Genomic DNA, 24,975 nt, shown 5'->3' on the forward strand with positions numbered 1-24,975 from the left:
CAAGGGACGTTGGACACTTATTTCCCGTCCTCCCTGTATTGCGTTCTCGTGACGGAAGTCACGCACGGGTGATAAGTTCGATCGCAGGTAGCAGCCGACGGCTGAAGGGGAGCCCCCTCCATGAGCCCGTTTCCCAGCTCCGCCCGCCGCACGGACGAGTGGCGCCATCTGCGGCTGACCGTGGACGACGGGGTCGCCACCGTCACTCTCGCCCGGCCCGAGAAGCTCAACGCGCTCACCTTCGGCGCCTACGCCGACCTGCGCGACCTGCTCGCCGAACTGTCCCGCGAACGTGCCGTGCGGGCCCTGGTGCTCGCGGGCGAGGGCCGCGGCTTCTGCTCCGGCGGGGACGTCGACGACATCATCGGCGCGACGCTCGCCATGGACACCGCCCAGCTCCTCGACTTCAACCGGATGACCGGTCAGGTCGTGCGGGCCCTGCGTGAGACCCCCTTCCCCGTTGTCGCCGCCGTACACGGCGTGGCCGCGGGCGCGGGCGCCGTTCTCGCACTGGCCGCCGACTTCCGGGTCGCCGACCCGTCCGCCCGGTTCGCCTTCCTGTTCACCCGGGTCGGCCTCTCCGGCGGCGACATGGGCGCCGCGTACCTGCTGCCGCGCGTCGTCGGCCTCGGCCACGCCACCCGGCTGCTGATGCTCGGCGAACCGGTCCGCGCACCCGAGGCGGAACGGATCGGGCTGATCAGCGAGCTGGCCGAGGAGGGCCGGGCGGACGAACGGGCGGCGGCGCTCGCCCGCCGCCTCGCCGACGGACCGGCCCTCGCCCTCGCACAGACCAAGGCGCTGCTCACCGCCGAACTCGACATGCCGCTCGCCGCCGCCGTCGAGATGGACGCCGCCACCCAGGCCCTGCTGATGCACGGCGAGGACTACGCGGAATTCCACGCCGCCTTCACCGAGAAGCGGCCCCCGAAGTGGCAGGGCCGGTAGCGATGCCCTCCCGACCGGCCCAGGCCCCGACCCAGGCGCAGGCCCCGGCCCCGGCGACCGCGCCCCGGACCGACGCGCGGCGGATCGCGATCATCGGCGGCGGCCCCGGCGGGCTCTACGCCGCGGCCCTGCTCAAAAGGCTCGACCCGGCCCGCGACATCACCGTCTGGGAGCGCAACGCCCCCGACGACACCTTCGGCTTCGGCGTCGTCCTCTCCGACGAGACCCTCGGTGGCATCGAACACGCCGACCCCGTCGTGTACCGGGCGCTCAGGGAAGAATTCGTCCGGTGGGACGACATCGACATCGTCCACCGGGGCGTCACCCAGACCTCCGGCGGCCACGGCTTCGCGGCACTGGGCAGGCGCAGGCTCCTGGAGATCCTGCGCGAACGCTGCGCGTCCCTCGGCGTACGCCTCCACTTCCGCACCGCGGCACCGCCGGCCGCCGAGCTGGCCGCCGCGCACGACCTGGTGATCGCCGCCGACGGCGTGCACAGTCCCACCCGCACCGCCCACGCCGACGTCTTCGGCCCCCGCCTGACCACCCACCGCTGTCGCTACATCTGGCTCGCCGCCGACTTCGCCCTCGACGCCTTCCGCTTCGAGATCGCCGAGACCGCGTACGGGGTGATGCAACTCCACGGCTACCCCTTCTCGGCCGACGCCTCCACCGTCATCGTCGAGATGCGCGAGGAGGTCTGGCGGGCCGCCGGGTTCGACACCTGCTCCGTCGAGCACTCGACCCTGCGCTGCGCCAAGATCTTCACCGAGGCGCTCGGCGGCCGGCCGCTGCGCTCCAACAAGTCCGCCTGGACCGCCTTCCGCACCGTCGTCAACACCCGCTGGTCGCACGGCAACACCGTCCTCATCGGCGACGCCGCCCACACCGCGCACTTCTCCATCGGCTCCGGCACCAAACTCGCCGTCGAGGACGCCCTCGCCCTCGCCGCCTGCATCGAGGAACAGCCCGACCTGCCCGGCGCGCTGTCCGCGTACGAGGCCGAGCGCCGACGGGTCGTCGAGTCCACCCAGCGGGCCGCCGCGGCCAGCCTGCGCTGGTTCGAGGAACTGGGCACCTACGTCGACCAGCCGCCCCGCCAGTTCGCCTTCAACCTCCTCACCCGCAGCCGCCGCGTCACCCACGACAACCTGCGCCTGCGCGACCCCTCCTTCACCGCCGCCGTCGAGGAGGAGTTCGGCGGCCTCCCCGACACCCCGCCGATGTTCACCCCGCTGCGGCTGCGCGGCCTCGAACTCCGCAACCGCGTCGTGGTGTCCCCCATGGACATGTACTCGGCCGTCGACGGCGTCCCCGGCGACTTCCACCTCGTCCACCTGGGCGCACGCGCGCTCGGCGGCGCCGGACTCGTCATGACGGAGATGGTGTGCGTCAGTGCCGAGGGTCGCATCACGCCCGGCTGCGCCGGCCTCTACACCGACGAGCAGGCCGCCGCCTGGAGCCGCGTCACGGACTTCGTCCACGCGAGCGCCCCCGGCACCGCCGTCGGCGTCCAGCTCGGCCACTCGGGCCGCAAGGGTTCCACCCGCCGGATGTGGGAGGGCATCGACCAGCCGCTCGACCACGGCAACTGGCCGCTCGTCGCCGCCTCCCCGATTCCGTACGAGGACGGCGTCAGCCAGGTCCCGCACGCCCTGGACCGGGCCGGGCTCGACGCCGTGCGCGAGCAGTTCGCGGCAGCCGCCCGCCGCGCCGACCGCTGCGGCTTCGACCTGCTCGAACTCCACTGCGCCCACGGCTATCTGCTGTCCGGGTTCCTCTCGCCGCTCACCAACCACCGCACCGACGAGTACGGCGGCTGCCTGGCCGACCGGCTCCGGTTCCCCCTGGAGGTCTTCGACACGGTCCGCGAACAGTGGCCGGACGCCCGGCCCATGACGGTCCGGATCTCGGCGACCGACTGGGCCGAGGGCGGCACGACGGCCGACGACGCCGTCGAGATCGCCCGCGCCTTCGTCGCCCACGGGGCCGACGCCGTCGACGTCTCCACCGGACAGGTGGTGTCCGACGAACGCCCCGAGTACGGCCGCTCCTACCAGACCCCGTACGCCGACCGGATCCGCAACACACTGTGCGTGCCCGTCGTCGCGGTCGGCGCGATCTCCTCCTGGGACGACGTCAACTCGCTGCTCCTCGCGGGCCGGGCCGACCTCTGCGCCCTGGCCCGCCCCCACCTCTACGACCCGCACTGGACCCTGCACGCGGCGGCCGAGCAGGGCTACACCGGACCCGGTGCGCCCTGGCCGGCCCCGTACCGCGCGGGCAGCCGGACCCCGCCGACGGGCCGCACGGACGCACCGAAACCGCGGCTCACCCTGGGGTGACCGGCAGGCACTCGTGGCAGAGGCACGGGTCGGGGTGCGGAGCCCCGTGATGGGCGTGCCGCTCCTCCCGGGCGACCCGCTCCAGCAGCGCGGCCAGCTCCTCGGCCTCCTCCCGGCCGGCCGTGAGCGTGCCGGGGCACCGCTTCAGCACGGCCGGGGTGTGCACCAACCGGGCCCGGAAGGTGTGGAGATGGCGGGTCCCCGTGTCGATGGTGATCCAGTGGCCGTTGTGCCGCCCGCGCCCGACGGTGGTCAGCTGCTGGTGCCCCATCCCGGCGTAGGTGTCGACGACGTACACCTTCGCCCCGCCCCGGTACGCCTTCGTGCCGGGACGCAGCTCCTGCCCGCCGTCCCCGTACCGCCGCCACAGCACCACGTTCGCCACGACCAGCCAGGCGGGCTCCGGCGGGTCGTCCACAGCTCCGCCCACCGCCCCGCTCACCGCTCCACCGCGCTGATCAGCAGCCGGTCCGAGACCGCCCGGTAACCGATGCGCCGGTACACGCCGTTGCTGGTCGGGTTCGCCAGGTCGGTGAAGAGCAGCACCTCCTGCGCGCCCGCCTCCCGCGCCGCCCGGCTGCTCTCCGCCGTCACCGCGGCCGCGTGGCCCCGGCGGCGGTGCTCGGGGGGCGTGTAGACCGTCGAGATCCGTACCGTGCCCGCGATCCGCGGCGAGGCGCCGGCCATCGACACCGGGACGCCGCCATCGTCCTCCCAGAGCGTCAGCCCGCCGGACGCCAGCCGCTCGTCCACCATCCGTTCGGCACGGGCGCCGGACTGGCCGGTCTCGTCGGCGAACGCGAGGTGCCAGCGCACCAGCAGCTCCCGGTCGGCGGCGACGGCGGCCCTGGGCCGGCCCGGGGGCGCGGGGGAGGGCGGGGTGAGCGTGCCCAGTCGATAGAGCCGCTGTTCCCGGTCGACCCGGTGGCCGGGCCAGAGCGCGGCGAGCGCCTCGGCGGAGGCCCGGTCCGCGTTGATCCGGGTCAGGGGCAGCGCGGCGGCCAGCGGTTCGAGCGCCTCCGGGGCGACGGACCCCAGCAGCGGCGGGTGCGGCGGGGTCCGCACCAGCGTCCCCGCGACCTCGCCGTCCGCACCACGCCACCAGCCGAGCAACGGGGCGGCCTCGCCGTAGGCGTGCGGGCCGTCGCGCCGGAGCGTCGCGGTGACGGTCAGGATCACGGTGTTCTCGGCGGGGCGGGCGGCGAGCGAGGCGCCGGCCGCGTCGAGGAAGACGTCTACGTCGTCGGTGAAGGTCCAGGGCATGTCTCATCCTGCCGGGTCCGCGCCGCGCGGGGCACCCGTATTTCGGGGCCGGTCGCCCGGCTCTTCGGATCAGCCGTCCCGCAGCCGGAAGCGCTGCAGCTTCCCGGTGGCGGTACGGGGGAGCGCGGGCAGGAACTCGACGACGCGCGGGCACTTGTGCGGGGCCAGCTCGTTCTTCACGTGCGCGCGCAACGCGTCGGCCGGGACGTCCGCGCCCTCGCGCAGCACCACGTACGCCACCACGATCTGGCCGCGCAGCTCGTCCGCCCGGCCCACCACCGCGGCCTCGGCCACCGCGGGATGGCGCAGCAGGGCGTCCTCGACCTCGGGGCCCGCGATGTTGTACCCGGAGGAGATGATCATGTCGTCGGCGCGGGCGACGTACCGGAAGTAGCCGTCGGGCTCGCGCACATAGGTGTCCCCGGTGAGGTTCCAGCCGTGCGCCACGTACTCCCGCTGGCGCCCGTCGGCGAGATAGCGGCAGCCCACCGGGCCGCGCACCGCGAGGAGTCCCGGCTCGCCGTCCGGCACCTGTCCGCCGTCGCGGTCCAGGACGCGGGCCTGCCAGCCGGGCACCGGGACGCCGGTGGTGCCGGGGCGGATCGCGTCGTCGGCGGCCGAGATGAAGATGTGCAGCAGTTCGGTGGCGCCGATGCCGTTGATGATGCGCAGCCCCGTCCGCTCGTACCAGGAGCGCCAGGTGGACACCGGGAGGTTCTCCCCGGCCGACACGCAGCGCCGCAGCGCGCCCAGGTCGTGCTCGTCGACGTGGTCGAGCATCAGGCGGTAGGCGGTCGGCGCGGTGAACAGCACCGAGACCCGGTGGGCGGCGAGCGCGGGCAGCAGCCGGTCCGGGCCGGACTGTTCGAGCAGCAGGGCGCTGGCACCGGCCCGCAGCGGGAAGACCACGAGCCCGCCGAGCCCGAAGGTGAAGCCGAGCGGCGGGCTGCCCGCGAACACGTCGTCGGGCGTGGGCCGCAGCACATGGCGCGAGAAGGTGTCCGCGATCGCCAGCACGTCCCGGTGGAAGTGCATGCAGCCCTTGGGGCGTCCGGTGGTGCCCGAGGTGAACGCGATCAGCGCGACGTCGTCCGCGGCCGTGTCCACGGCCCGGTACGGACCCGTCACGGTCCCGGCCATACGCAGCAGGTCGTCCTCGCCCCCGCCCCCGTACACCGTGATCCGCAGCCCCGGCACCTCGGCCCGCACCAGGTCGTCGACCGCCCCGGCGTCGCACAGCGCATGGCTCACCCGGGCGATCGAGCAGATGGTGGACAGCTCCGCGGGCCGCTGCCGGTCCAGCACGGTGACGGCGATCGCGCCCGCCTTCAGCACCGCCAGCCAACAGGCGGCCAGCCGGGGCGTGGTGGGGCCGCGCAGCAGGACCCGGTTGCCGGGGACGACCCCGAGGCGGGAGGTGAGGACGTGGGCGATCCGGTCCACCCGCTCCCGCAACTCCCCGTAGCTCCAGACCGCGCCGTCGGCGGTGCGGAAGGCGGGGCGGTCGGGGCCGAGGCGGTCGACGGTGCGGTCCAGCAGCTCCGCCGCGCAGTTGAGGCGGTCGGGATAACGCAGTTCGGGGAGGTCGAAGAGCAGGTGCGGCCACTGGTCCGGAGGTGGCAGGTGGTCCCTGGCGAAGGTGTCGAGGTGCGCTGAGGTGTTCGGGTCCATGACGGATCGCCCCCTTGTCGCCCTTGGAGCGTATCGTTTGTGTGACGGTAGTCAACGGTCCGCGATAGAGCGAGTCGACGGGGGCAGGAGCCGAGGGGGGAACGGCCGACCGGGTGACGGAAGGTCGGGAAGGCGGGCGCGGACGGGTACGGAGGAACGAGCGGACGGGAACGGGAAGCAAGCAGACGAGACGCGACAGGAGAGGCGCCCGTATGACGGCATTCTCACTCGATCCGGAACAGAACGCCTGGTGCGAGGAGCTCGAAACCCTCGCCGAACGGCAACTGCACCCCCTCGCCGAGAAGGGCGAACCGGGCCACGTCAACCGCCCCCTGATCGCCGCACTCGGCGCGGCGGGCCTCATCGACCGGCTGCTGGACTCCGGCGCCCTGGACCTCTGCCTGCTCCGCGAGTCCCTGGCCCGGGGCTGTCCGGAGGCCGAGACGGCACTGGCCCTCCAGGGGCTCGGCACCCACCCCGTGGTCCGGGCGGGCACCCCCGCCCATCGCGCCCGCTGGCTCCCCGGGGTACGGGCCGGGCGCACCGTGGCCGCCTTCGCGCTCAGCGAGCCGGGGGCCGGCTCCGACGCGGCGGCCCTCGCCCTGGCGGCCGGCCGCGACGGCGACGGCTGGCGGCTGACCGGCGAGAAGTGCTGGATCTCCAATGCGCCCGAGGCCGACTTCTACACCGTGTTCGCGCGTACGACCCCCGGCGCCGGAGCGCGCGGCGTCACCGCGTTCCTGGTCCCCGCCGACCGCCCCGGACTCACCGGCACCGCCCTCGACATGCTCTCGCCGCACCCCATCGGGGCCCTGGCCTTCGACGGGGTCCCGGTCACCCCCGACGACGTGCTCGGCGAACCGGACCGGGGCTTCCGCGTCGCCATGGAGACCCTCAACCTGTTCCGGCCCAGCGTCGGCGCGTTCGCCGTCGGCATGGCCCGCGCCGCCCTCGACGCCACCGTGGAGCACACCGCGCACCGCACCGCGTTCGGCGGCCCGCTGAAGGACCTCCAGGCCGTCTCCCACCAGGTCGCCGAGATGGCCACCCGGGTCGAGGCCGCCCGGCTCCTGGTGTACGCGGCCGCCGCCGCGTACGACGCGGGGGAACCCGGCGTGCCGCGCCGCGCCGCCATGGCCAAGCTGTACGCCACCGAGACCGCCCAGTACGTCGTCGACACCGCCGTCCAGCTGCACGGCGCCCGCGCCCTGCGCCGCGGCCACCTCCTCGAACATCTCTACCGGGAGGTCCGCGCGCCGCGGATCTACGAGGGCGCCAGCGAGGTCCAGCGCACCATCATCGCCAAGGAGCTGTACGCGAACCGGGAGGCTTCCGCATGAGTCCGGTCCACCGGATCAACCCCGTCGAGCTGTCCCCGCCCACGGGCTTCTCGCACGCCGTCACGGCCACCGGCGGCCAACTGGTCTTCCTGGCCGGGCAGACGGCCCTCGACCAGGACGGCAAAGTGGTCGGCGACGACCTGACCGAGCAGTTCGCGACGGCGCTCACCAACCTGCTCACCGCCCTGCGCGCGGCGGGCGGCGCCCCGGCGGACCTGGCCAGGGTCACCGTGTACGCCACCGATGTGGCCGACTACCGCAAGCGGGCCGCCGACCTGGGCAGGGTCTGGCGGCGGCTGGCGGGCCGGGACTATCCGGCGATGGCGGTCGTCGGGGTGGCCAGGCTCTGGGACGAACAGGCCCTCGTCGAGCTCGACGGGATCGCGGTACTCCCCTGACTTTCCGTCAGAAGTGTTGCCGCGGGCGGCCGTACGGGTCCGGTGGCCGGACCCGTACGGCTGTCGGTCAGTACGGCTGCACCAGCACGTGGGCCGCGCCCGGGACGCCGACCTTCAGCAGCTCGTCCTCCTCGGGCGTGGTCGGGCTGCCCGTCTCCTGCTTGAGCACCGCGCGCGAGATGGCCTGCACCCACATGGCGCGGGGACGGCGGCGGGCCTCCCACGCGGCGAGGGCCGCGGGCACCCCGTCCTCGGAGTCCAGCGACCGGGCGAGCACCAGGGCGTCCTCGACGGCCATCGCCGCGCCCTGCGCGATGTGCGGGGTGGAGGCGTGCGCGGCGTCACCGGCCAGGGCGACCCGCCCGACGTGCCACGGCTCCTCGACCGTCACCTGGGAGATCCGCGAATACACCACGGCGGCCGGGTCGGTGACGTGGCCGAGCGCCTCGGCGACCGGTCCCGAGAACATCGCGAGCCGCTCCGCGAGCTGTTCGTGGGCCCGCAGCGGGTCCGGCCGGAAGTCCTCGGCCTCGGCGAACACCGCGCCCAGGTACATCAGTTCCCCGGTGATCGGGGTGAGCAGCGCCTTGGCCTCCTGGCCCGCGGTGCTCATCAGGACGCCCCGGACCCGGTCCTGCCGGGGCACGGTCACCCGCCAGTTGGCGAAGCCGGTGTACCGGGGGGTGTAGCGGTCCCCGTACAGCCGGGTGCGCAGCGGCGAACCGATGCCGTCGAAGCCGACCACCAGGTCCCAGCGGCCCGAGGAGCCGTCGGAGAGGGTGACGTCCACCCCGGCGCCGTCGTCGGCCAGCTCGGTGACGGTGGTGCCGAAGCGGATCTTCGCGCCCGCGGCGACGGCGGCGGAGCTCAGCACCCGGGCCAGGGCGGGCCGCGGGATGCCGTTGTTGGAGGGGGCGTCGCCCATCCGGGGCTGGGGTATCTCGGCGAGGGTGTTGCCCGCCGGGTCGGCGATGGTCAGCACCTCCCATTCGAAGCCCGCCGCGAGGCAGTCGTCGAGGACCCCGATCTCCCGCATGACGTGGAGGGCGTTGGACGGCTGGATGATGCCGACGCCGAGGGCCTCCAGCTCGTCGCGGAGCTCGGCGACCTCGACGGTGTGGCCGCCGCGGGCCAGGGCGGTGGCGAGGGTGAGCCCGCCGATGCCGCCGCCGTGGACGAGGACGCGCAGGGGTGTTGCCATCTCAGATCTCTCCAGAACGAGAAGAAGTACGGGAAGTACGGGGGCGGGCGGTCAGCCGGCCGCGACGGGCAGGCTCATCAGGTGGTCGACCAGGGCCAGCAGCACGTCCCGGCCGAAGGCCCGCTCCCGGACGTCGCCGATCAGCAGCGGAACGTGCGGGTCGAGGTCGAGGGCGGCCCTGATCTCCTCGGGGGTGCGGGAGTTGTGGCCGTGGAAGCAGTTGATCGCCACGACGAACGGGATGTCCCGGCTCTCGTAGAAGTCGATCGAGGCGAAGCTCGTCTCCAGCCTGCGGGTGTCGGCGATCACCACGCCGCCGAGCGCCCCGTTGACCAGGTCGTTCCACATGAACCAGAAGCGTTCCTGGCCGGGGGTGCCGAAGAGGTAGACCACCAGTTCCGGACTGACCGTGATCCGGCCGAAGTCCAGGGCCACGGTGGTGGTGTCCTTCTGGCCGACCCCGGCCAGGTCGTCGACGCCGACGCTGGCCTGGGTCAGGTACTCCTCGGTGCGCAGCGGGGTGACCTCGCTGACCGCGCCCACCAGGGTGGTCTTGCCGACGCCGAAGCCTCCGGCGATGAGTATCTTGACGGCGGCGGGGGCCGCCTGACTGCTTGTCATTTGGTTCAGAGTCTCCGGAGTCCGTCACGAACGGCGGCGAGCAGGCCCATGTCGGCCCCGCCGGCCGCCCGCGCCACCGAGAGCGGGGCGCGGGCCAGCAGCAGGCCCTGGGCGACGAGGTCGGCCAGCAGGATCTTGGTCACCGACACCGGGAGGCCGAGGTCGGACGAGACCTCGGCGACCGCGGACGGGCGGCGGCAGCGTTCCAGGATCATCCGGTGCTCCGGCTGGAGCCGCCCCGGCAGGACCGGCGCACCGCGCTCGTCCCGGGGGTCCTGGACGGTCGTGAGCACGGTGATGAGGCTGAAGTCGTCCCGCTCGGGAGCGGTCCGGCCCCGGGTGATGGTGTACGGGCGCACCATCGTGCCCGCACCGTCCTCCGCGTCCTCCTCCTCCCAGTACGGGGTCACGCGAGCTGCCCGCCCCCGGTACCGAAGGCGTCGAACTCGCTGCGGGCCGGGGTGCTGAGCTTCTGGCCGACCTGCTGCACGAGGTTGTGCATGGCGAGCGACATGATCTCGGCGTCCACCTCCTGGGAGGCGATCACGGCCAGGTGGGTGCCCTGACCGGCCGAGATGATGAAGAGCCAGAGCTCGTTCAGCTCGACGATCACCTGGTGCACGCTGCCGCCGTTGAAGAGCTGGCCGACACCGCGGGCCAGGCTCTGCTGGCCGGTGCAGATCGCGGCCAGCCGCTCGGCGTCGGGGCGTTCGATGGTGCGCGAGTGACTGACCACCAGGCCGTCGTCGGAGAGCAGGACTGCGTTCAGGGTCTCGGCCACCGAGTCCACCAGTCCGTCGAGCAGCCAGTCGAGGTCCTGGTGAGTGGCGGTTGTGCGTGTCATGGCCGTTCTTCTCTCGTGGGAAGGGGGATGGCGGGCGGTGCGGGCTGCGTGGACGCCTCTTCGGTGGCGCGGGCGGCGCGGGACCGGCGCTGGAACGCCCCGATCGCGGCTCCGGCCCGACGCGGTGCCGCCGGTCGCGACGGCGGGTTCTCCTGCCGTCCCGGCAGGTCGGATGCGGTGGGCCGGGCAGCCGGCGCGATCCGCAGTTCGTCGGCCAGGCTGGCCTGGCGCACCCGGCGCGGCAACGGGGGTTCCGCTCCGGGCGAGGGGAGCGCGGACCGGTCGGCCCCGTCCTCCCGGTGGACGGCCTCCGGCTCCGGCGGGGCCGGGTGGTCGGGCACGGAGACCGGCAGCTGCGCGGGCCGGGCGGCCTGCGGGCCGGGGCCCGGGAGGGACGCGCCGTCCCCGGCACCGGTGGGATACGGCGCGGCGTACGGCTGCTGGGGAACCGGGTACGGCTGCTCGGGCGCCGGGTACGGAGGCTGGTCCACGGGGTACTGCCCCGCCGCCGTCATGTACGGCCGCTCGGCCTGCCCGTACGGGTCCTCGTGCGCGGGGTACGGCGCGGCCGGTGCGGTGTAGGGGCTCTCCGGCATCCCGTGGGAGGCGCTCCGATCCGGCTCGGCGGCCTCCGGCGCGGCGTACGGCTGTTCCGGACCCGCGACCGGGTTCCCCGGTGCGGCGTACGACTGCTCCGGGCCGGGGAACGGGGCCGGGTCCGCCGGGTACGGCTGCTGCTCCGCGGCGGCGTAGGGCGCGCCCGCGGCGTTCAGCGCGGTGACTCCGGCCAGGGCCTGGCCCTGTACACGGGTGGGCAGCGCGCCGTCGGGAGCGGGGGCCGGGGCCGGGGGAGCGGCGGCCGGGGCGGGCGTGGCGGGCGCGGGGGACGGCACACCGACCGGGCCGGTCCGCGGTTCGGGGACGGTGAGCTCGTCGGGCACGAGTACGACCACGCGGGTGCCGCCGTACGCCGAGGAGCGGAACTCCACCCGCAGACCGTGCTGGTCGGCGAGGCGCGCGATCACGTACAGGCCGAGGCGGATGTCGTCGGCGTGGGCGAGCACGTCCATGCGCGGCGGCCGGACCATCAGCTCGTTGGCCGCCGCCAGTTGCTCCTCGTCCATCCCGAGGCCGCGGTCCTCGACCTCGATGGCCAGACCCCGGATCACCTTGGCGGCCCTGACCTCGACCGGGCTCGGCGGCCGGGAGAAGCTGAGCGCGTTCTCGATCAGCTCGGCCAGCACGTGGGAGACCGGGCCGACGGCGCGCTCCGACAGCCAGGGGCTGCCGTCGATGTCCAGCACCACGCGCCGGTAGTCCTGCACCTCGCCCTGCGCGGAACGCATCACGTCCAGCAGCGGGACCGGCTTGCGCCAGCGCCGGTGCGGCGAACCGCCCGAGAGGATCACCAGGTTCTCCTCGTACCGCCGCAGTCGGGCGGTGAGGTGGTCGAGGTCGAAGAGGCCGTTGAGCACCTCGGGGTCCTCGTGCTTGCGCTCCAGCTCGTCCAGCTTCTTCAGCTGCTGGCCGATCAACTGCTGGGTGCGGCGGGCGATGCGCTGGAGCAGGCGCTCGAAGCCGCGGTGCTGGTCGGCCTGCTTGACGGCTGCGGACAGCGCGCTGGTGCGGGCCAGGTTGAGGGCGTCGCCGAGCCGGGTCAGCTCGTCGTCGCCGGCGTTCTCGCCGTCGCGCTCGATGGCGCGGGCCTCGGCCTCGACGTCGATCCGCTCGCCCCGCGCGAGCCGTTCGACGACCTCCGGCAGGGCCTTCTCCAGCTCCTCGGCCCGCTCCTGCAGATGCCCGATCCGGCGACGGAGGTTACGGGTGAGACGCCAGGTGGTCCAGATGACCGCGACCACGGCCAGCAGACCGATGACGGTGATCAGCACCATCCGGAGCAGCAGCGACATGACACTGCCCTTGCCCTCCTCGACCAGGAGGGCGGTGCGGTGCTCCAGCAGCTTCTCGATCTGCGGGTCGAGTTCGTCGATGGCCCCGCGCCAGGTCTCCTCCCGGGCCTCCAGGGCGACGAACCCGTCCGCGTCGGCCTCGGCCGGGCGCAGCACCTCGTTCTCCACCCGGGTCTTGGCCTTCCAGGCGTCGCTGCGGACGATCTCCTGCCACATGGCCCTCTCGTCCGCGGGGAGCATGGGGACGACCTTGGTGGAGTACTGGAGTTCCTGGCCGGAGACGGCCTCCCGGACCAGCCGCAGGTTCTCGGTGCTCAGCTTCTTGTCGGCCCAGCCGCGCGCCAGCAGGGCGTCCGAACGGGAGATCATCTCCTTGGTCCAGAACAGGTCGACCAGCGGCTGCGAGAGCGTGGTGATCCGGCCGTTGTCGACGTGGCTGAGGGCCGCGAAGAGCTGGAGGTCGACCGCGATCAGGTCCGTGTAGTAGCCGTAGACGGCCTTCTGCTGCTCCTTGCCGCCCTCGTCGACGAGGGTGCGCTGGGTGGGCAGCTGGTCGATCGCCTCGCGGGCCCCGGCGACCGCGTCGCGGACCTCGGAGGGGGCGTCGTCGGTGGCCACGTCGGAGAGCGAACGGAAGCTCTCGACCGCCTTGTCGGTCAGCTTGCGCTGCCGCTGGAGTGCCTCGGTGGCGCCCTTGTGCCGGGCGAGCGCCTCGGCGCTGAGTCGACGCTCCTCCTGCAGGTTGTAGTACACGATGTTGGACGGCTGGCCGGCCTTCTGGGCCAGTTGTCCCTGGGCGGCCTGGCGCTGGAAGTCCAGCAGGGTCTGGCCGCTGGTGACGGCCCAGAGGGCGGCCAGTGCGACGCCGGGAACGATGGCCAGTACGAGCAGGGCTGTCCGCAACGACATGGGGGTCGATCCGGTCCGCCGTGAGGCGCGCGTGCGCAGGGCGTGCTCCTTGACGATGGTGCCAGCCTCATGACTGGTCAAATCCGTTGAGAATCTGGACGGAAAGATATTAGTCACAGTGAAAAAACGAACAGAAAGCGGGCTCACGTGTGCATCACCGATCGTGCACAGCTTCATCACCGAGCCCTGAAGTCGCCCGTTTCACAAGGGTTCGTATAGCGGCAGGGGGTATGTGTCGCGTCATTCCGGCCCTCGACGGCGGTGGAGGAGCGGCCGATTCCGGGGTTGCGCCCGGGGTGACGGACCCACTGCGCCGCACCGGGTGCGGCGCGCCGTACGGGTGAAGAGCGGTCAGGGATATATCTGTATTCGGTGCTCTTTGCCCGTAATGCATCGTTCAGGCCCCGGACGTCCGCCCGGAGCGGGCGCGGGACGCCCACCGGCACCGCATGACCGCGCTCATCGTCTGCCACTTCGTCCTGGCCGCCTGCGCGCGCCCACTGGTGCGGGCGCTGGGCAGCCGTGCCTTCGTCATCCTCGCGCTGCCCCCGGCCGCCACCACCGTGTGGGCGGCCACGCAGTGGAACACCACCGCGTCCGGCGGCTCCGTCACCTGGTCGTGGCCGTGGATGCCCGCCTACGACGTCACCGTCGAACTCAGGCTCGACGCGCTCGCCGAACTGATGGTGCTGCTCGCGGCCGGGATCGGCACGCTCGTCCTGCTCTACTGCGCCTCGTACTTCACCGGCCGTACCCCGCAACTTGCCGGATTCGCCGGGAACCTGCTCGCGTTCGCGGGGACCATGCTCGCCCTCGTCCTCGCCGACGACCTGATCTCGCTCTACGTGTTCTGGGAGCTGACCACGGTCTTCTCGTACCTGCTGATCGGATACGACAGCGAGCAGAAGCACAGCCGCCGTTCCGCGCTCCAGGCGCTCACCGTCACCACGCTCGGCGGCCTCGCGATGTTCGTCGGCTTCCTGCTCCTGGGCCGGACGGCGGGCACGTACCGCATCTCGGCCATCCTCGCCGACCCGCCCCCGACGGGCCCCGCCGTCTCGATCGCGGTGCTGCTGATCCTGTGCGGGGCCCTGTCGAAGTCGGCGATCTGGCCGTTCAGCCTCTGGCTGCCCAACGCCATGGCCGCACCGACGCCCGTCAGCGCCTATCTGCACGCCGCCGCGATGGTGAAGGCCGGGGTGTACCTGGTCGCCCGGCTCGCGCCCGCCTTCGCCGACGTGCCGGTCTGGCGGCCCGTCGTGATCGTCCTCGGCGCCGCGACCATGCTGCTCGGCGGCTGGCGGGCACTGCGCCTGAACGACCTCAAACTGGTCCTCGCCTACGGCACCGTCAGCCAGCTCGGCTTCCTCACCCTGCTCGCCGGGGCCGGCACCCGGGACACGGCACTGGCCGCGGCCGCCATGATCCTGGGCCACGCCTGCTTCAAGGCCCCGCTGTTCCTCGTCACCGGCATCGTCGACCACGCGGCCGGCACCCGCGACCTGCGCAGACTCTCCGGCGTCGGCCGGGCGCTGCCGCACGTCTGCGCGGTCGCGGTGCTTGCCGCCGCGTCCATGGCGGCGCTGCCGCCGCTGCTCGGATTCGCCGCCAAGGAAGCCGCGTTCGAGGCACTGCTGCACGGCTCCACCGCCGACCACTGGGCGCTGGGCCTCACCGTCGCCGGCTCGGCCCTGACCGTCGCGTACACCGTGCGGTTCGTCTGGGGAGCCTTCGCCCGCAAGCCCGGCGTCGAGGACACCCCGGTGCACCGGGTGGGCCCGGCCTTCCTCGCGCCGCCCGCGCTGCTCGCGCTCTGCGGGCTGGTGCTGGGACCGGGCGTCGAATGGACCGACCGGCTGCTGAGCGCGTACGCGGACGCGTTCCCGCCGTCCCCGTACCCGTACCACCTCGCGCTCTGGCACGGCTTCGGGCCCGCCCTGCTGCTCTCCGCCGTCGCCACGGCGGGCGGCGCGGTGCTCTTCATGGGCCGCACCACCGTGACCCGGATCTCCCGCCGGATCGCCTGGCCGACCGCCGACAGCGTCTTCGGACATCTGCTGCTCGGCCTGGAACGGTTCTCGCTCCAGCTCACCGGCTTCGTCCAGCGCGGCTCGCTCTCCGTCTACCTCGCCACCACCCTGCTCGTGATGCTGGCCGGCCAGCTCACCGTCCTCGGCGTGGACCGGCCGTGGCACGGGGCCGCGGCCCCGCGGCTCTGGGACGTCCCCCTTCAGGGCGCCGTCGCCGCGCTGACCTGCGCGGCCGCGCTCCTGTGCCTCACCGTCAGCCGCCGGATGAAGGCGGTGGTGCTGGCCGGGCTGACCGGATACGGAGCGGCGCTGCTCTTCGTCGTCCAGGGCGGACCCGACCTGGCGCTCACCCAGTTCTGCGTCGAGACCGTGTCGATGATCGTGTTCGTGCTGGTGCTGCGGCGGATGCCGGTGCACTTCCAGGAGTCGGTCAGCACCTGGCGGCGCGCGGTGCGCATCCCGGTGGCCCTGGCCGCGGCGGCGACGCTCGGCGTGGTGGTGTGGGTCGCGGCGGCGGCCCGTACGGCGGACCCGGCGGGCGCGGCCATGGTCGAGGAGGTCTCCCACCACGGGCTCAAGGACGTCGTCGCCACCATCCTGGTCGACCTGCGCGCCTGGGACACGATGGGGGAGTCCGCCGTCCTCGCCGCGGCGGCGATCGGGGTGACGAGCCTGATCTACCTGCACCGCCGCACCGAGGAACCGCCGCGCGAGGAGATCCGGGGACGGACCGCCTGGTCGGTGACGTCCCCCGGCCTGACAGGGCTTCCGCACGGCGACGAGGGGGCACCGGAACGCGGCTGGCTCGCGGCCGGTTCGACGCTGGCGCCCGAACACCGCTCCATCGTCTTCGAGGTCGTGGCCCGGCTGCTGTTCCACCCGGTCCTGGTGCTCTCGGTGTACCTGCTGTTCTGCGCCGAGAACATGCCGGGCGGGGGCTTCGTCGCCGGACTCGTCGCCGGACTCGCGCTGATCACCCGTTACCTGGCGGGCGGACGCTTCGAACTCGCCGAGGCCGCACCGCTCCAGCCCGGTCTCTTCACCGGCCTCGGACTGTTCGTCTCCACCGGGGTCGCCCTGCTCGGCCTCGCCGACGGAACGGTCCTGCACGCCTGGACCCACCACGGCCGGCTGCCCCTGATCGGCGAGTACCACATCGGCACGCCGGTCCTCTTCGACTTCGGGGTCTACCTGCTGGTCCTGGGCGTGGTGCTGGACATCGTGCGGGCGCTCGGCGCCAAGATCGACCGGCAGATCGAGCGGGCGGTGATCGAGAAGGCGGCCGCGAGGACCGCGGCGGCCGGCACCGGCGCACCGCCGGGAACCCTCCCCGGGACAGCCCCGGGAACGACGCCGGGAGCAGCCCCCGGGACGGGAGGCGTCACCGAATGACGGTCAGCGTCTCGCTCCTGGCCACCGCCGTGGTGCTCTGCGCGGTCGGCGGCATCCTCATGCTCACCAGGCCGCTCACCCGCATCCTGCTCGGCGCGGTGATCGCGGGCAACGGCATCAACCTGCTGGTCCTCGCCGCCACCGGTTCGGCCGGCGAGGAACCGCTCCTCTACGGCGTCCCGCTGGGGCTGGTCACCGACCCGCTGCCGCAGGCCATCGCGCTCACCGCGATCGTCATCACCCTCGCCACCACGGCGTTCCTCCTCGCCATGGCGTACCGCGGCCACCAGTTGACCGGCACGGACGAGGTCCACGACGACCTGGAGGACCGGCGCATCGCACTGCGCGCCGAGGTACTGGGGGAGCGCGACGAACTGCGCGAGCGGTACCGGGCCGCCGACGACGTCACGGACGAGCAGCGCGCCCGCTACCGCGAGGAACGCCGCAGGCTGAGGGCCCGGCTGCGCGCCGACCGGGCCCTGCAGGCACGCGGCCGGTACGCCGCCGGCGACCTCTGGCACGACGTACTGGGCGCGGACCCCGAGGACTACGCGCGACAGCGGCCGCGCACGGAGGACACCGACGCGGAGGACCGGCGAACCGGGAACGGCCCGCCGGGGGACCCCCGCTCCGAGGGCGGCCCGCGCCCCGAGGACGACCCGCGGGGGCACCGTCCGCAAGACCCCCGCCCCGACGACGCCGATCCAGGAGCCACCGGATGAACGCACTCGTCCCCCTGCCGGTGCTGCTGCCGCTCTGCGCGACCGGCCTCAGCCTCGCCTTCGGCACCAGACTCAAACAGATCCAGCGCCTCATCAGCGTCGCCGTGCTCGGTGCCGTGCTCGGACTCTCCGTCACCCTGATGATCGTCGCCGACATCCGCGGCCCGCTCACCGTCGACCTCGGCGACTTCGCGCCGCCGCTCGGCATCACCCTGGTCGCCGACCGGCTCTCCGGGCTGATGCTGACGGTGTCCTCCGCCGTCACGCTCTGCGTGCTGGTCTACTCCCTCGGCCAGGGCATGGCCGACCGCGACGAGGAGACCCCCGTCGCGGTCTTCCACCCCGCGTACCTGATCCTGGTCGCCGGGGTCTCCTGCACCTTCCTCGCCGGCGACCTGGTCAACCTCTACGTCGGCTTCGAGATCATGCTGGTCGCCAGCTTCGTCCTGCTCACCCTCGGAGGCACCGGCCCCCGGGTCCGGGCCGGCTCCACCTACGTGATCATCTCGCTGTTCTCGTCGATGCTGTTCCTCACCGCCATCGCCATGACGTACGCGGCGGCCGGCACCGCCAACTTCGCACAACTGGCCGAACGGCTCGGCGAACTGCCGCTCGGGGTGCAGACCCTGATCCAGGCGATGCTGCTCACCGTCTTCGCGGTCAAGGCCGCCGTCTTCCCGCTCGCCGCCTGGCTCCCCGACTCCTACCCGACCGCACCCGCCCCGGTCACCGCGGTCTTCGCGGGCCTGCTCACCAAGGTCGGCGTCTACTGCATGCTCCGCACGGAGACGCTGCTCTTCCCCGGCAACCGGCTCGGCGACCTGCTGATGGCCGCCGCGCTCGCCTCGATGGTCGTCGGCATCCTCGGAGCCGTGGCCCAGACCGACCTGAAACGGCTGCTCTCCTTCACCCTCATCAGCCACATCGGCTACATGGTCTTCGGTATCGGCCTCGCCACCCGGGACGCGTACGGCGGTGCGATCGTCTACGTCGCCCACCACATCACCGTCCAGACCACCCTCTTCCTGGTGGCGGGGCTGATCGAACGCCGGGGCGGCACCACCGAACTCACCCGGATCGGCGGCCTCGCCAAGGCGGCCCCGCTGCTCGCCACGCTGTTCTTCGTGCCCGCCATGAACCTGGCCGGCATCCCACCGCTGTCCGGCTTCATCGGCAAGCTCGGGCTGATGCGGGCCGGGGTCGCCGACGGCGGTTTCTGGGCGTGGACCCTCGTCGCCGGGTCGGCGGTGACCAGCCTCCTCACCCTCTACGTGATGGCCAAGGTCTGGAACCTGGCGTTCTGGCGGGCCGCGCCGCCCGGACAGGCCGCGTACGGCACCGTCCTGGAGTCCGACTCCGACGAGGACGACACCGACACCGACGAGGGCCCCGACCGCATGCCCGGCACCGGCGACGAACCGGTGCGCCCCCGCCACCAGCCCGCCGGACGGGCGGTCACGGCCACCCTGCACGGCCACGCCGTCACCACCACGACGAAACTGCCGCGGCCGATGACCGGGGCGACCGCGGCGGCCGTCGCACTCGGCCTCGCCTTCACCGTGTTCGCCGGACCGCTGACCTCCTACACCGACCGCGCCGCCGCCGAACTCATCGCGCGGACGCCCTACACACAGGCGGTGCTCGGCCGGTGAAGCGCCTGATCAAGCTCTCCTTCCGGAACAAGGACCTGCCGCCCTTCAGCTGCGAGTTCGTCGGGCGCCGACGACGCGTGCTCGACCTCCCGCTGATCGCCTGGCTCACCTTCATCTGGATGTTCCTCTGGTCCAGCCTCAACTGGGCCAACCTGCTGACCGGCGTGGTCGTCGCGGTGGCCGTCTGCCTGGCCTTCCCGCTGCCCCGGGTCGACCTCGGACTCCGCCTGCACCCCTGGGGCATCCTGATGCTCGCCGGTTATCTGCTCTACGACATGTACACCTCGGGCGTACGCGTCACCCGGCAGATCTTCGTCGACCATCCGCACCGGGCCGCCGTCATCGCCGTACCGCTGCGCTGCCGCTCCGACCTGATGCTCGCGGCCACCGCCGTCGCCGTGTCGAACGTCCCCGGCGGATCGGTCGTCGAGGTGCGCCGCGCCACGGCCACCGTCTTCCTGCACGTCCTCGACGCGGACCGGCCCGCCGTGCTCGACGCGGCCCGGCGCTCGGTGTGGCGCCTGGAGGCGCTGACGGTACGGGCCTTCGGCACCGCCGACGAGATCGCCCGGGTGGCCGAGCCGCCGCCACCGGTCACGTCCGACAGGGGGGCCGGGGCATGAGCACGCCGGAGACCGTCGAACGGGCGCTGCTCACCGCGTCCGTCGTACTGATCGTCGTCGCCGGGGCGGGACTGCTCGCCCGGATCTGGCTGGGCCCGTCCATGCTGGACCGGGCGATCTCGCTGGACGTGTGCGCCGCCCTCATCATCGCGGGCCTGGCCGCCAAGTCGGCCTTCGCGCGCGACTCGTTCTACTTCCCGATCATGCTGGTGCTGGCCTTCCTCGGGTTCACGGGATCGGTCGGCATCGCCCGCTTCATCGCCGTCCGCGACCGGCCGCCGCGCCGGACCCCGGACGACGGCGGCGAGGGGGAGTCCCGATGAACGTCTGGCTCCAGGTGCTCGACATGGCCGGCGCCGCACTGGTCCTGGTCGGCGCGGCCGTCTGCCTGCTCGGTGTGATCGGCATGCTCCGCCTCCCCGACGTCCTCTCCCGCAGCCACGCCGCCACCAAACCGCAGACCCTCGGCATGCTCCTGACCCTCGCCGGGGTCGCCCTGCGCCTGCGCAGCGGAATGGACCTGGCGACCCTCGGCCTGATCGGCTTCTTCCAGCTGATGACCGGCCCCGTGGCCGCCCACCTGGTGGCCCGGTCCGCCTACCGGACCGGCCAGATCGACCACGGCGAGCTGCTCTTCGACGAACTGGACGAGCAGTTGACCGAGGAGGAGTGACCCCGGAACCGACCACTGCTTTTGACCACCCCCGCACGGGATCCCCCACCCGGGAGGCCCCCGCGACTAGCCTCCGCACCATGCTGCGTATCACCGACACCCGCACCGGCCACCTCGTGGACGTCCCCGCCGCCCCGCGCCGCCTGCTGCGCAGCAGCGTCCACCTGCCACCCCTCGACACCGGCACCGGCACCGGCACGACGGAGGACACCGGCACCGGCACCGGCACCGGCACGACGGAGGACACCGGCAGCGGCACCGGCATCGGCCCGTGGCACCTGCGCGTGCTCCTGGTGGGCGACGTCCTGGCACGCACCGCGGAGCTGAACGGCCTCCAGGTCGTCACGGTCCTCACCACCGGGGAACTGACGCCCGACCGGACCGGAGCGCTGGACCGGATCATGGCGGTGCTCGGCATCCACCCCCCGACCGCCGTCGCCCCGCACCGCCCGGACGCGGCACTCGGCGGCCCCGCCGACGTGTGCGTACTCCCGCCGGACGACGACGGCGACGACGGCGGCCTCGCGACCGGGGTCCGGATCGAGGTGGGCCGGGTCGGCACGGCCCCGCCGGAGCAGGGCGCCTCCACCCGGGAACTCCTGGGCGCCCCCGACCCGTCGGACACCGCCGACCCCCTGGCCGTACGCCTGCTGCTCCTCGGCCACCCGCACACCGAACCCCTCACGATCACCGGCCCCGCCCTCGCCGAGGCCCGCCGGACCCTGCGCGGGTGGCGCGGACAGGTGGCCGACTGGGCACGACACCCCTCCAAACCGATCCCCGCCGACCTGCTGCGCCAGTCGTACGCGGCACTCACCGAGAACCTCGACACCGCCGCCGTCCTCGACCTGCTCACCTCCCTCGTCGACCGTCCCGACATCCCCCCGGGCGCCAGGTTCGAGACCTTCGCCCACCTCGACCGCGTCCTCGGCCTGGACCTCGCCCGCGACATCGGCCACTGAACCGAGTCCCGCGCCGACCGACCGCTCCGGGCCGTGAGCCCGGCCCGTGCACCGGCCCTGTCCAGCACGCCGTTTGGCGTGTGCCGCGTACGCCGAATACGTTGGGGACACCGGGAGAGGGAGGGGCCGTGGGGCACAGGACCCGTGCGCAGACGCCGGACGCCGCGGCGCCCCGAGCCCCGGACCGGGCAGCCGGGAACGATCGCCGCGGCACGTCCGGCCCCCGCCCGTCCCTGCGGCCCGTGACGACCTCCCCACCACTGCCGGACCTGCCCCTGCGGGAGCTCGAGTGTTTCTCGGTGCTGGCCGGGGAGCTCCATTTCGGCCGCACCGCCGAGCGCCTCGGGGTCTCCCAGGGACGCGTCTCGCAGATGATCAAACGGCTGGAGGGGCGGGTCGGCGGGGCGCTGTTCGAGCGCACGAGCAGGCGCGTCGCGCTGACCGCAGTGGGCGCGGCGCTGGCCGCCGGGACGACGCCCGCGATCGACCGCCTGCGACAGGGGTTCGCCGACGCGCAGGCCATGGCCCTCTCCCCGGAACGCCCGCTGCGGATCGGTTTCCAGGGCGCGGTGTACGAGTCGTTGGGCCGGACGGTCGCGGCGCTCCCCGCGGAACTCACGCGCCTGGTCGAACTGCCGTGGGCGGACCCGTTCACAGGGTTGGGCAACGGCACCGTCGATGTGGCCGTCGTCCTCGCCCCCAGTACGGAACACGACTTCCGGCACCTGGTCGAGTTCTCGCGCCAGCCGCAGTACCTGGCGGTCTCCCGCGCACACCCGCTCGCCGCGAAGGAGCGTGTCACCTCGGCCGATCTCGCAGGCGTGGGCATGGTGGCCCCCGCACCGGGGGCACCGGCGTACTGGCGCGAGGCGAACGCCCCGCGCCGCACGGAGGACGGGTACGAACTGCACTACAGCGCCACCGCGACCACACTCCAGGAGGCGCTGTCGCTCGTCGCGGGCAACCGGCACGGGGTGCTGCTGTGCCGGGCGGGCGCGGCCTACTTCTCACGCCCGGACGTGCGCTTCGTCCCCGCCCCGTCGCTGCCCGACACCTCGCTGGTCGCGCTGACCCGCCACGACGCGAAGCATCCGCTGATCGCGCGGTTCGCCGGGGAACTGGACATCAGGACACGCGCGGCCTGACAACGGCCCCCCGGCAGTGCCGAGTTCACCGGCGAGGACGTGCCACGACAGCGACGACGAACGCACAGAGGGCGCCGAACGCCGCGACCCGCATGACCGCCGTTTCCCCGGCACCGTCGATCACCGCCCCTCCCACGACCGCGCCGACCGCGATGCTCGCGTTGAACGCCCCCGCCCACAGCGCCGAGGAGGCCTCGACGTGTTCCGGGTCGGCGGCGGCCGTCCAGGTCTGCGTCGAGACGGAGACACCGCCGTACCCGAGCCCCCACACGACGAGCAGCACCGACGTCGACAGCGCCGCGCCACCCCCGCCGAACGCCAGGGCGGACGTCGCGGCCACGACACCGCCGACCGCCACCATGACGGCGGCACGGGCCGACTTCCCGGCGAGCGGCCCGACGACGAAGTTGCCGACGACGCCCGCCACTCCGTAGGCGAGCAGCGCCGCCGCGACCAGCGCCGGGCTCAGCCCAGCCGCCGACTCCAGGAAGGGCCGGACGTAGGTGTAGCCGGCGAAATGCCCGAGCACGACGAGCACGGAGACCGCGATCCCCGCCGACACACCGGGGTTCCGCAGGACCCCGAACCCGGCCCCCGGACGCCCCCGCCCGGTCACCGGCACGGGCGGCAGCACGACCACCAGCAGAACGCTCGCGAGGGCCCCGGCCGCACTCAGCGCCCAGAACGCCGATCGCCACCCGAACGAATCCGCGACGAAGGTCCCCAGCGGCACTCCCAGCACGGAGGCGATCGACACACCGGAGAAGATCAGCGTCGTCGCGAGGGCGGCACGCCCCGGCCCGGCCAACCGCGGCCCCAGACCGGCCGCCAGACCCCACACCATCCCCATCGACACCCCCAGCAGAACCCGGGCCCCGGCCAGGACGAGGAAATCCGGGGCCAGCGCCGTCAGCGCGTTCGCGGCCGTGAGCACGCACATGAACAGGACCAGCACACCGCGCCGGTCGGCACGCCCGACCAGCACCGGCGCCACGGTGGCGACCACGGCCGCGACGAGCCCGGTGATGGTCAGGGACAGCCCTGCGACGCCCTCGCTGATGCCGAGCGACCCGGCCAGGGGGGTCAGCACTCCCACCGGCATCATCTCGGAACTCACCACGAGGAAGGTGCACAACGCGATCGCGACGACCGGGAGGAGGGAACGGGTTCCGGCCTTGTCGCCGCTCGGAACGGGCGTGGATGTTTCCATGCCGCTCATGCAACTTCGCCGTGTGCCGGGCGAACAATGACGTTCTGCGAAAGCGACGATTAGCGCGGGTAATCGTCGCAGGTCACGCCGGGATCGCACCGGGGCCGGACGGTGCCGGGCGGAACCGCCGAGGGCTCCCCTCCGCAGGGGTTCGGCCTGCGGAGGGGAGCCCTCGTGGACCCCGGTGTCGGGACACCGGACTCCTGCGTCCGGTCGGCAGGAGGTCGGATCAGACGCGGTCGGCGGCGATCAGGAGGTACTGGAAGGAACCGTCCCTGTAGGAGTTGATGAACGCGTCCTCGATCCCCGTGACCAGCGAGGACGTGGCCCGCAGCTCCCAGTAGGGCAGGGTGTCGGGGGTGAGGTCGATGACGGCCTGCGGCACGAGGCGGTTGTCGGCCATGGCGCGCAGGTACTCACGGCGCGAGTGGATGTTGCACTCGAAGTGTGCGTTGATCTGCGAGACCCACTTCGAGGGCTGGCCGTACCGCGGGTTCCAGCAGCCGGTGATGGTCACGTAGCGACCGCCGACCGAGAGGACGCGGGAGTGCTCGGCGAAGAGGTCGTGCAGGTCGACGTACATGCTCGACTCGTTGTTCCACGAGGCCGCGGCCGATCCGGTCTCGAAGGGCGTGGCGAGCATGTTGCAGACGCGGGCGCGGACGTGGTCCTCGAAGCCGAGCTCACGGGCACGGCCGTTGGCGAAGTCGGCCTGCTTGGCCGACAGCGTGACGCCTTCGACCTTGCACCCGAAGCGCTGGTGCGCCATCACCATCGTGCCGCCGCGGCCGCAGCCGGCGTCCACCAGGGTGTCGTCGCGCCCGATGTGGCCGAGCTGCCCCAGGAGGAACTCGGCCTGCGCCGACTCCAGTCGGTGGAGCTCGGTGATCAGCTTCTTCTCGCGCTCGCTGTCCTCGGGGTCGCCGAGCGAGGCGTGGTCGACCTCACCGATGCCGTAGTGGTGGTGGTAGAGGCCGTCGACAGCGCCGAGACGCAGGTTCACGGGCCTGGCCTCCCCGTCCCAGTAGCGGGCGATGTCCCCCTGGTAGGGCGTCGCCGGGTGAGGGATGAGCGGGGATGCGGCGGTGGCGGTGAGCTCGGTGTTGGGCACGGATG

The 24,975-nt window shown here is 73.1% G+C and carries 22 protein-coding genes; 12 read left to right on the top strand and 10 right to left on the bottom strand.

Going from position 1 to position 24,975, the window contains the following annotated elements; all coding sequences use genetic code 11:
- Positions 1-120: 120 nt before the first annotated feature.
- Entirely contained in the window at positions 121-948 is an 828-nt protein-coding gene (locus ABZZ04_RS17660; protein WP_356933118.1) for an enoyl-CoA hydratase family protein, read from the top strand.
- 2 nt (positions 949-950) lie between these two features.
- Positions 951-3,293: a bifunctional salicylyl-CoA 5-hydroxylase/oxidoreductase gene (locus ABZZ04_RS17665; RefSeq protein WP_356933119.1), complete on the top strand. Its 2,343-nt coding sequence runs from the start codon at positions 951-953 to the stop codon at positions 3,291-3,293.
- Here ABZZ04_RS17665 and ABZZ04_RS17670 read toward each other — a convergent pair.
- The 3 genes from ABZZ04_RS17670 to ABZZ04_RS17680 all read right to left on the bottom strand — a co-directional run bounded on the left by ABZZ04_RS17670 (position 3,280) and on the right by ABZZ04_RS17680 (position 6,227).
- Positions 3,280-3,723 (bottom strand): hypothetical protein, encoded by a 444-nt coding sequence (locus ABZZ04_RS17670; RefSeq protein WP_356933120.1) that lies wholly within the window; start codon positions 3,721-3,723, stop codon positions 3,280-3,282. The genes ABZZ04_RS17665 and ABZZ04_RS17670 overlap by 14 nt on opposite strands.
- Positions 3,724-3,731: 8 nt before the next feature.
- Complete coding sequence (locus ABZZ04_RS17675; protein ID WP_356933121.1) at positions 3,732-4,556, bottom strand: GNAT family N-acetyltransferase; 825 nt, start codon at positions 4,554-4,556, stop codon at positions 3,732-3,734.
- Positions 4,557-4,625: 69 nt separating this feature from the next.
- Positions 4,626-6,227, bottom strand: coding sequence for an AMP-binding protein (locus ABZZ04_RS17680; protein WP_356933122.1), 1,602 nt, complete (start codon positions 6,225-6,227; stop codon positions 4,626-4,628).
- Between the two features lie 212 nt (positions 6,228-6,439).
- On the opposite strand from ABZZ04_RS17680, the gene ABZZ04_RS17685 reads away from it, so the two are divergent.
- Both ABZZ04_RS17685 and ABZZ04_RS17690 read left to right on the top strand, forming a co-directional pair.
- Entirely contained in the window at positions 6,440-7,567 is a 1,128-nt protein-coding gene (locus tag ABZZ04_RS17685; RefSeq protein WP_356933123.1) for an acyl-CoA dehydrogenase family protein, read from the top strand.
- Complete coding sequence (locus ABZZ04_RS17690) at positions 7,564-7,965, top strand: RidA family protein (RefSeq protein ID WP_356933124.1); 402 nt, start codon at positions 7,564-7,566, stop codon at positions 7,963-7,965. Before ABZZ04_RS17685 ends, ABZZ04_RS17690 begins: the two co-directional genes overlap by 4 nt.
- A gap of 67 nt (positions 7,966-8,032) precedes the next feature.
- Here the strand turns inward: ABZZ04_RS17690 and ABZZ04_RS17695 are convergent, their stop codons facing one another.
- The 5 genes from ABZZ04_RS17695 to ABZZ04_RS17715 are packed head-to-tail and all read right to left on the bottom strand — an operon-like array spanning position 8,033 to position 13,531.
- Positions 8,033-9,166: an FAD-dependent monooxygenase gene (locus ABZZ04_RS17695; protein ID WP_356933125.1), complete on the bottom strand. Its 1,134-nt coding sequence runs from the start codon at positions 9,164-9,166 to the stop codon at positions 8,033-8,035.
- Between the two features lie 51 nt (positions 9,167-9,217).
- The gene (locus tag ABZZ04_RS17700) at positions 9,218-9,787 is read right to left on the bottom strand and encodes an ATP/GTP-binding protein (RefSeq protein WP_356933126.1); all 570 of its coding nucleotides are present in this window, start codon (positions 9,785-9,787) and stop codon (positions 9,218-9,220) included.
- A 5-nt stretch (positions 9,788-9,792) separates the two neighbouring features.
- Entirely contained in the window at positions 9,793-10,149 is a 357-nt protein-coding gene (locus ABZZ04_RS17705; protein ID WP_148840468.1) for a DUF742 domain-containing protein, read from the bottom strand.
- Between the two features lie 44 nt (positions 10,150-10,193).
- A complete protein-coding gene (locus ABZZ04_RS17710; RefSeq protein WP_148839970.1) occupies positions 10,194-10,631 on the bottom strand; it encodes a roadblock/LC7 domain-containing protein in 438 nt (145 codons plus the stop codon).
- Positions 10,628-13,531 (bottom strand): nitrate- and nitrite sensing domain-containing protein, encoded by a 2,904-nt coding sequence (locus tag ABZZ04_RS17715; RefSeq protein WP_356933127.1) that lies wholly within the window; start codon positions 13,529-13,531, stop codon positions 10,628-10,630. Before ABZZ04_RS17715 ends, ABZZ04_RS17710 begins: the two co-directional genes overlap by 4 nt.
- 368 nt (positions 13,532-13,899) lie before the next feature.
- Here ABZZ04_RS17715 and ABZZ04_RS17720 point away from each other — a divergent pair, with 368 nt between their 5' ends.
- The 8 genes from ABZZ04_RS17720 to ABZZ04_RS17755 all read left to right on the top strand — a co-directional run bounded on the left by ABZZ04_RS17720 (position 13,900) and on the right by ABZZ04_RS17755 (position 22,649).
- On the top strand, positions 13,900-16,872 hold the full coding sequence (locus ABZZ04_RS17720; RefSeq protein WP_356933128.1) for a Na+/H+ antiporter subunit A: 2,973 nt from the start codon (positions 13,900-13,902) through the stop codon (positions 16,870-16,872).
- Entirely contained in the window at positions 16,869-17,594 is a 726-nt protein-coding gene (locus tag ABZZ04_RS17725; RefSeq protein WP_356933129.1) for a Na(+)/H(+) antiporter subunit C, read from the top strand. Before ABZZ04_RS17720 ends, ABZZ04_RS17725 begins: the two co-directional genes overlap by 4 nt.
- Positions 17,591-19,246, top strand: coding sequence for a Na+/H+ antiporter subunit D (locus ABZZ04_RS17730; protein WP_356933130.1), 1,656 nt, complete (start codon positions 17,591-17,593; stop codon positions 19,244-19,246). The genes ABZZ04_RS17725 and ABZZ04_RS17730 overlap by 4 nt, the downstream gene beginning before the upstream one ends.
- Positions 19,243-19,869, top strand: coding sequence for a Na+/H+ antiporter subunit E (locus ABZZ04_RS17735; protein WP_356933131.1), 627 nt, complete (start codon positions 19,243-19,245; stop codon positions 19,867-19,869). Before ABZZ04_RS17730 ends, ABZZ04_RS17735 begins: the two co-directional genes overlap by 4 nt.
- Complete coding sequence (locus ABZZ04_RS17740) at positions 19,866-20,192, top strand: monovalent cation/H+ antiporter complex subunit F (protein WP_356933132.1); 327 nt, start codon at positions 19,866-19,868, stop codon at positions 20,190-20,192. Before ABZZ04_RS17735 ends, ABZZ04_RS17740 begins: the two co-directional genes overlap by 4 nt.
- Positions 20,189-20,542: a monovalent cation/H(+) antiporter subunit G gene (gene mnhG / locus ABZZ04_RS17745; protein WP_356933133.1), complete on the top strand. Its 354-nt coding sequence runs from the start codon at positions 20,189-20,191 to the stop codon at positions 20,540-20,542. The genes ABZZ04_RS17740 and mnhG overlap by 4 nt, the downstream gene beginning before the upstream one ends.
- A gap of 80 nt (positions 20,543-20,622) precedes the next feature.
- A complete protein-coding gene (locus ABZZ04_RS17750) occupies positions 20,623-21,504 on the top strand; it encodes a hypothetical protein (RefSeq protein WP_356933134.1) in 882 nt (293 codons plus the stop codon).
- Positions 21,505-21,746: 242 nt separating this feature from the next.
- On the top strand, positions 21,747-22,649 hold the full coding sequence (locus ABZZ04_RS17755; RefSeq protein WP_356933135.1) for a LysR family transcriptional regulator: 903 nt from the start codon (positions 21,747-21,749) through the stop codon (positions 22,647-22,649).
- Positions 22,650-22,674: 25 nt separating this feature from the next.
- On the opposite strand, the gene ABZZ04_RS17760 is transcribed toward ABZZ04_RS17755, so the two are convergent.
- The gene (locus tag ABZZ04_RS17760; protein WP_356933136.1) at positions 22,675-23,859 is read right to left on the bottom strand and encodes an MFS transporter; all 1,185 of its coding nucleotides are present in this window, start codon (positions 23,857-23,859) and stop codon (positions 22,675-22,677) included.
- 229 nt (positions 23,860-24,088) lie between these two features.
- Positions 24,089-24,970 (bottom strand): geranyl diphosphate 2-C-methyltransferase, encoded by an 882-nt coding sequence (locus tag ABZZ04_RS17765; RefSeq protein WP_356933137.1) that lies wholly within the window; start codon positions 24,968-24,970, stop codon positions 24,089-24,091.
- Between the last annotated feature and the right edge of the window lie 5 nt (positions 24,971-24,975).

It is taken from the genome of Streptomyces sp. NPDC006435 (assembly GCF_040612315.1).
In the GTDB taxonomy this organism is placed as follows: domain Bacteria; phylum Actinomycetota; class Actinomycetes; order Streptomycetales; family Streptomycetaceae; genus Streptomyces.

Bases quoted from the DNA above. Each gene is read 5' to 3' on its own strand.
- ABZZ04_RS17710 (WP_148839970.1), bottom strand. From the start codon at position 10,631: ATGACACGCACAACCGCCACTCACCAGGACCTCGACTGGCTGCTCGAC.
- mnhG (WP_356933133.1), top strand. From the start codon at position 20,189: ATGAACGTCTGGCTCCAGGTGCTCGACATGGCCGGCGCCGCACTGGTC.
- ABZZ04_RS17740 (WP_356933132.1), top strand. From the start codon at position 19,866: ATGAGCACGCCGGAGACCGTCGAACGGGCGCTGCTCACCGCGTCCGTC.
- ABZZ04_RS17695 (WP_356933125.1), bottom strand. From the start codon at position 9,166: ATGGCAACACCCCTGCGCGTCCTCGTCCACGGCGGCGGCATCGGCGGG.
- ABZZ04_RS17680 (WP_356933122.1), bottom strand. From the start codon at position 6,227: ATGGACCCGAACACCTCAGCGCACCTCGACACCTTCGCCAGGGACCAC.
- ABZZ04_RS17675 (WP_356933121.1), bottom strand. From the start codon at position 4,556: ATGCCCTGGACCTTCACCGACGACGTAGACGTCTTCCTCGACGCGGCC.
- ABZZ04_RS17705 (WP_148840468.1), bottom strand. From the start codon at position 10,149: ATGGTGCGCCCGTACACCATCACCCGGGGCCGGACCGCTCCCGAGCGG.
- ABZZ04_RS17700 (WP_356933126.1), bottom strand. From the start codon at position 9,787: ATGACAAGCAGTCAGGCGGCCCCCGCCGCCGTCAAGATACTCATCGCC.
- ABZZ04_RS17660 (WP_356933118.1), top strand. From the start codon at position 121: ATGAGCCCGTTTCCCAGCTCCGCCCGCCGCACGGACGAGTGGCGCCAT.
- ABZZ04_RS17750 (WP_356933134.1), top strand. From the start codon at position 20,623: ATGCTGCGTATCACCGACACCCGCACCGGCCACCTCGTGGACGTCCCC.
- ABZZ04_RS17690 (WP_356933124.1), top strand. From the start codon at position 7,564: ATGAGTCCGGTCCACCGGATCAACCCCGTCGAGCTGTCCCCGCCCACG.
- ABZZ04_RS17725 (WP_356933129.1), top strand. From the start codon at position 16,869: ATGACGGTCAGCGTCTCGCTCCTGGCCACCGCCGTGGTGCTCTGCGCG.
- ABZZ04_RS17720 (WP_356933128.1), top strand. From the start codon at position 13,900: ATGACCGCGCTCATCGTCTGCCACTTCGTCCTGGCCGCCTGCGCGCGC.
- ABZZ04_RS17730 (WP_356933130.1), top strand. From the start codon at position 17,591: ATGAACGCACTCGTCCCCCTGCCGGTGCTGCTGCCGCTCTGCGCGACC.
- ABZZ04_RS17665 (WP_356933119.1), top strand. From the start codon at position 951: ATGCCCTCCCGACCGGCCCAGGCCCCGACCCAGGCGCAGGCCCCGGCC.
- ABZZ04_RS17685 (WP_356933123.1), top strand. From the start codon at position 6,440: ATGACGGCATTCTCACTCGATCCGGAACAGAACGCCTGGTGCGAGGAG.
- ABZZ04_RS17760 (WP_356933136.1), bottom strand. From the start codon at position 23,859: ATGGAAACATCCACGCCCGTTCCGAGCGGCGACAAGGCCGGAACCCGT.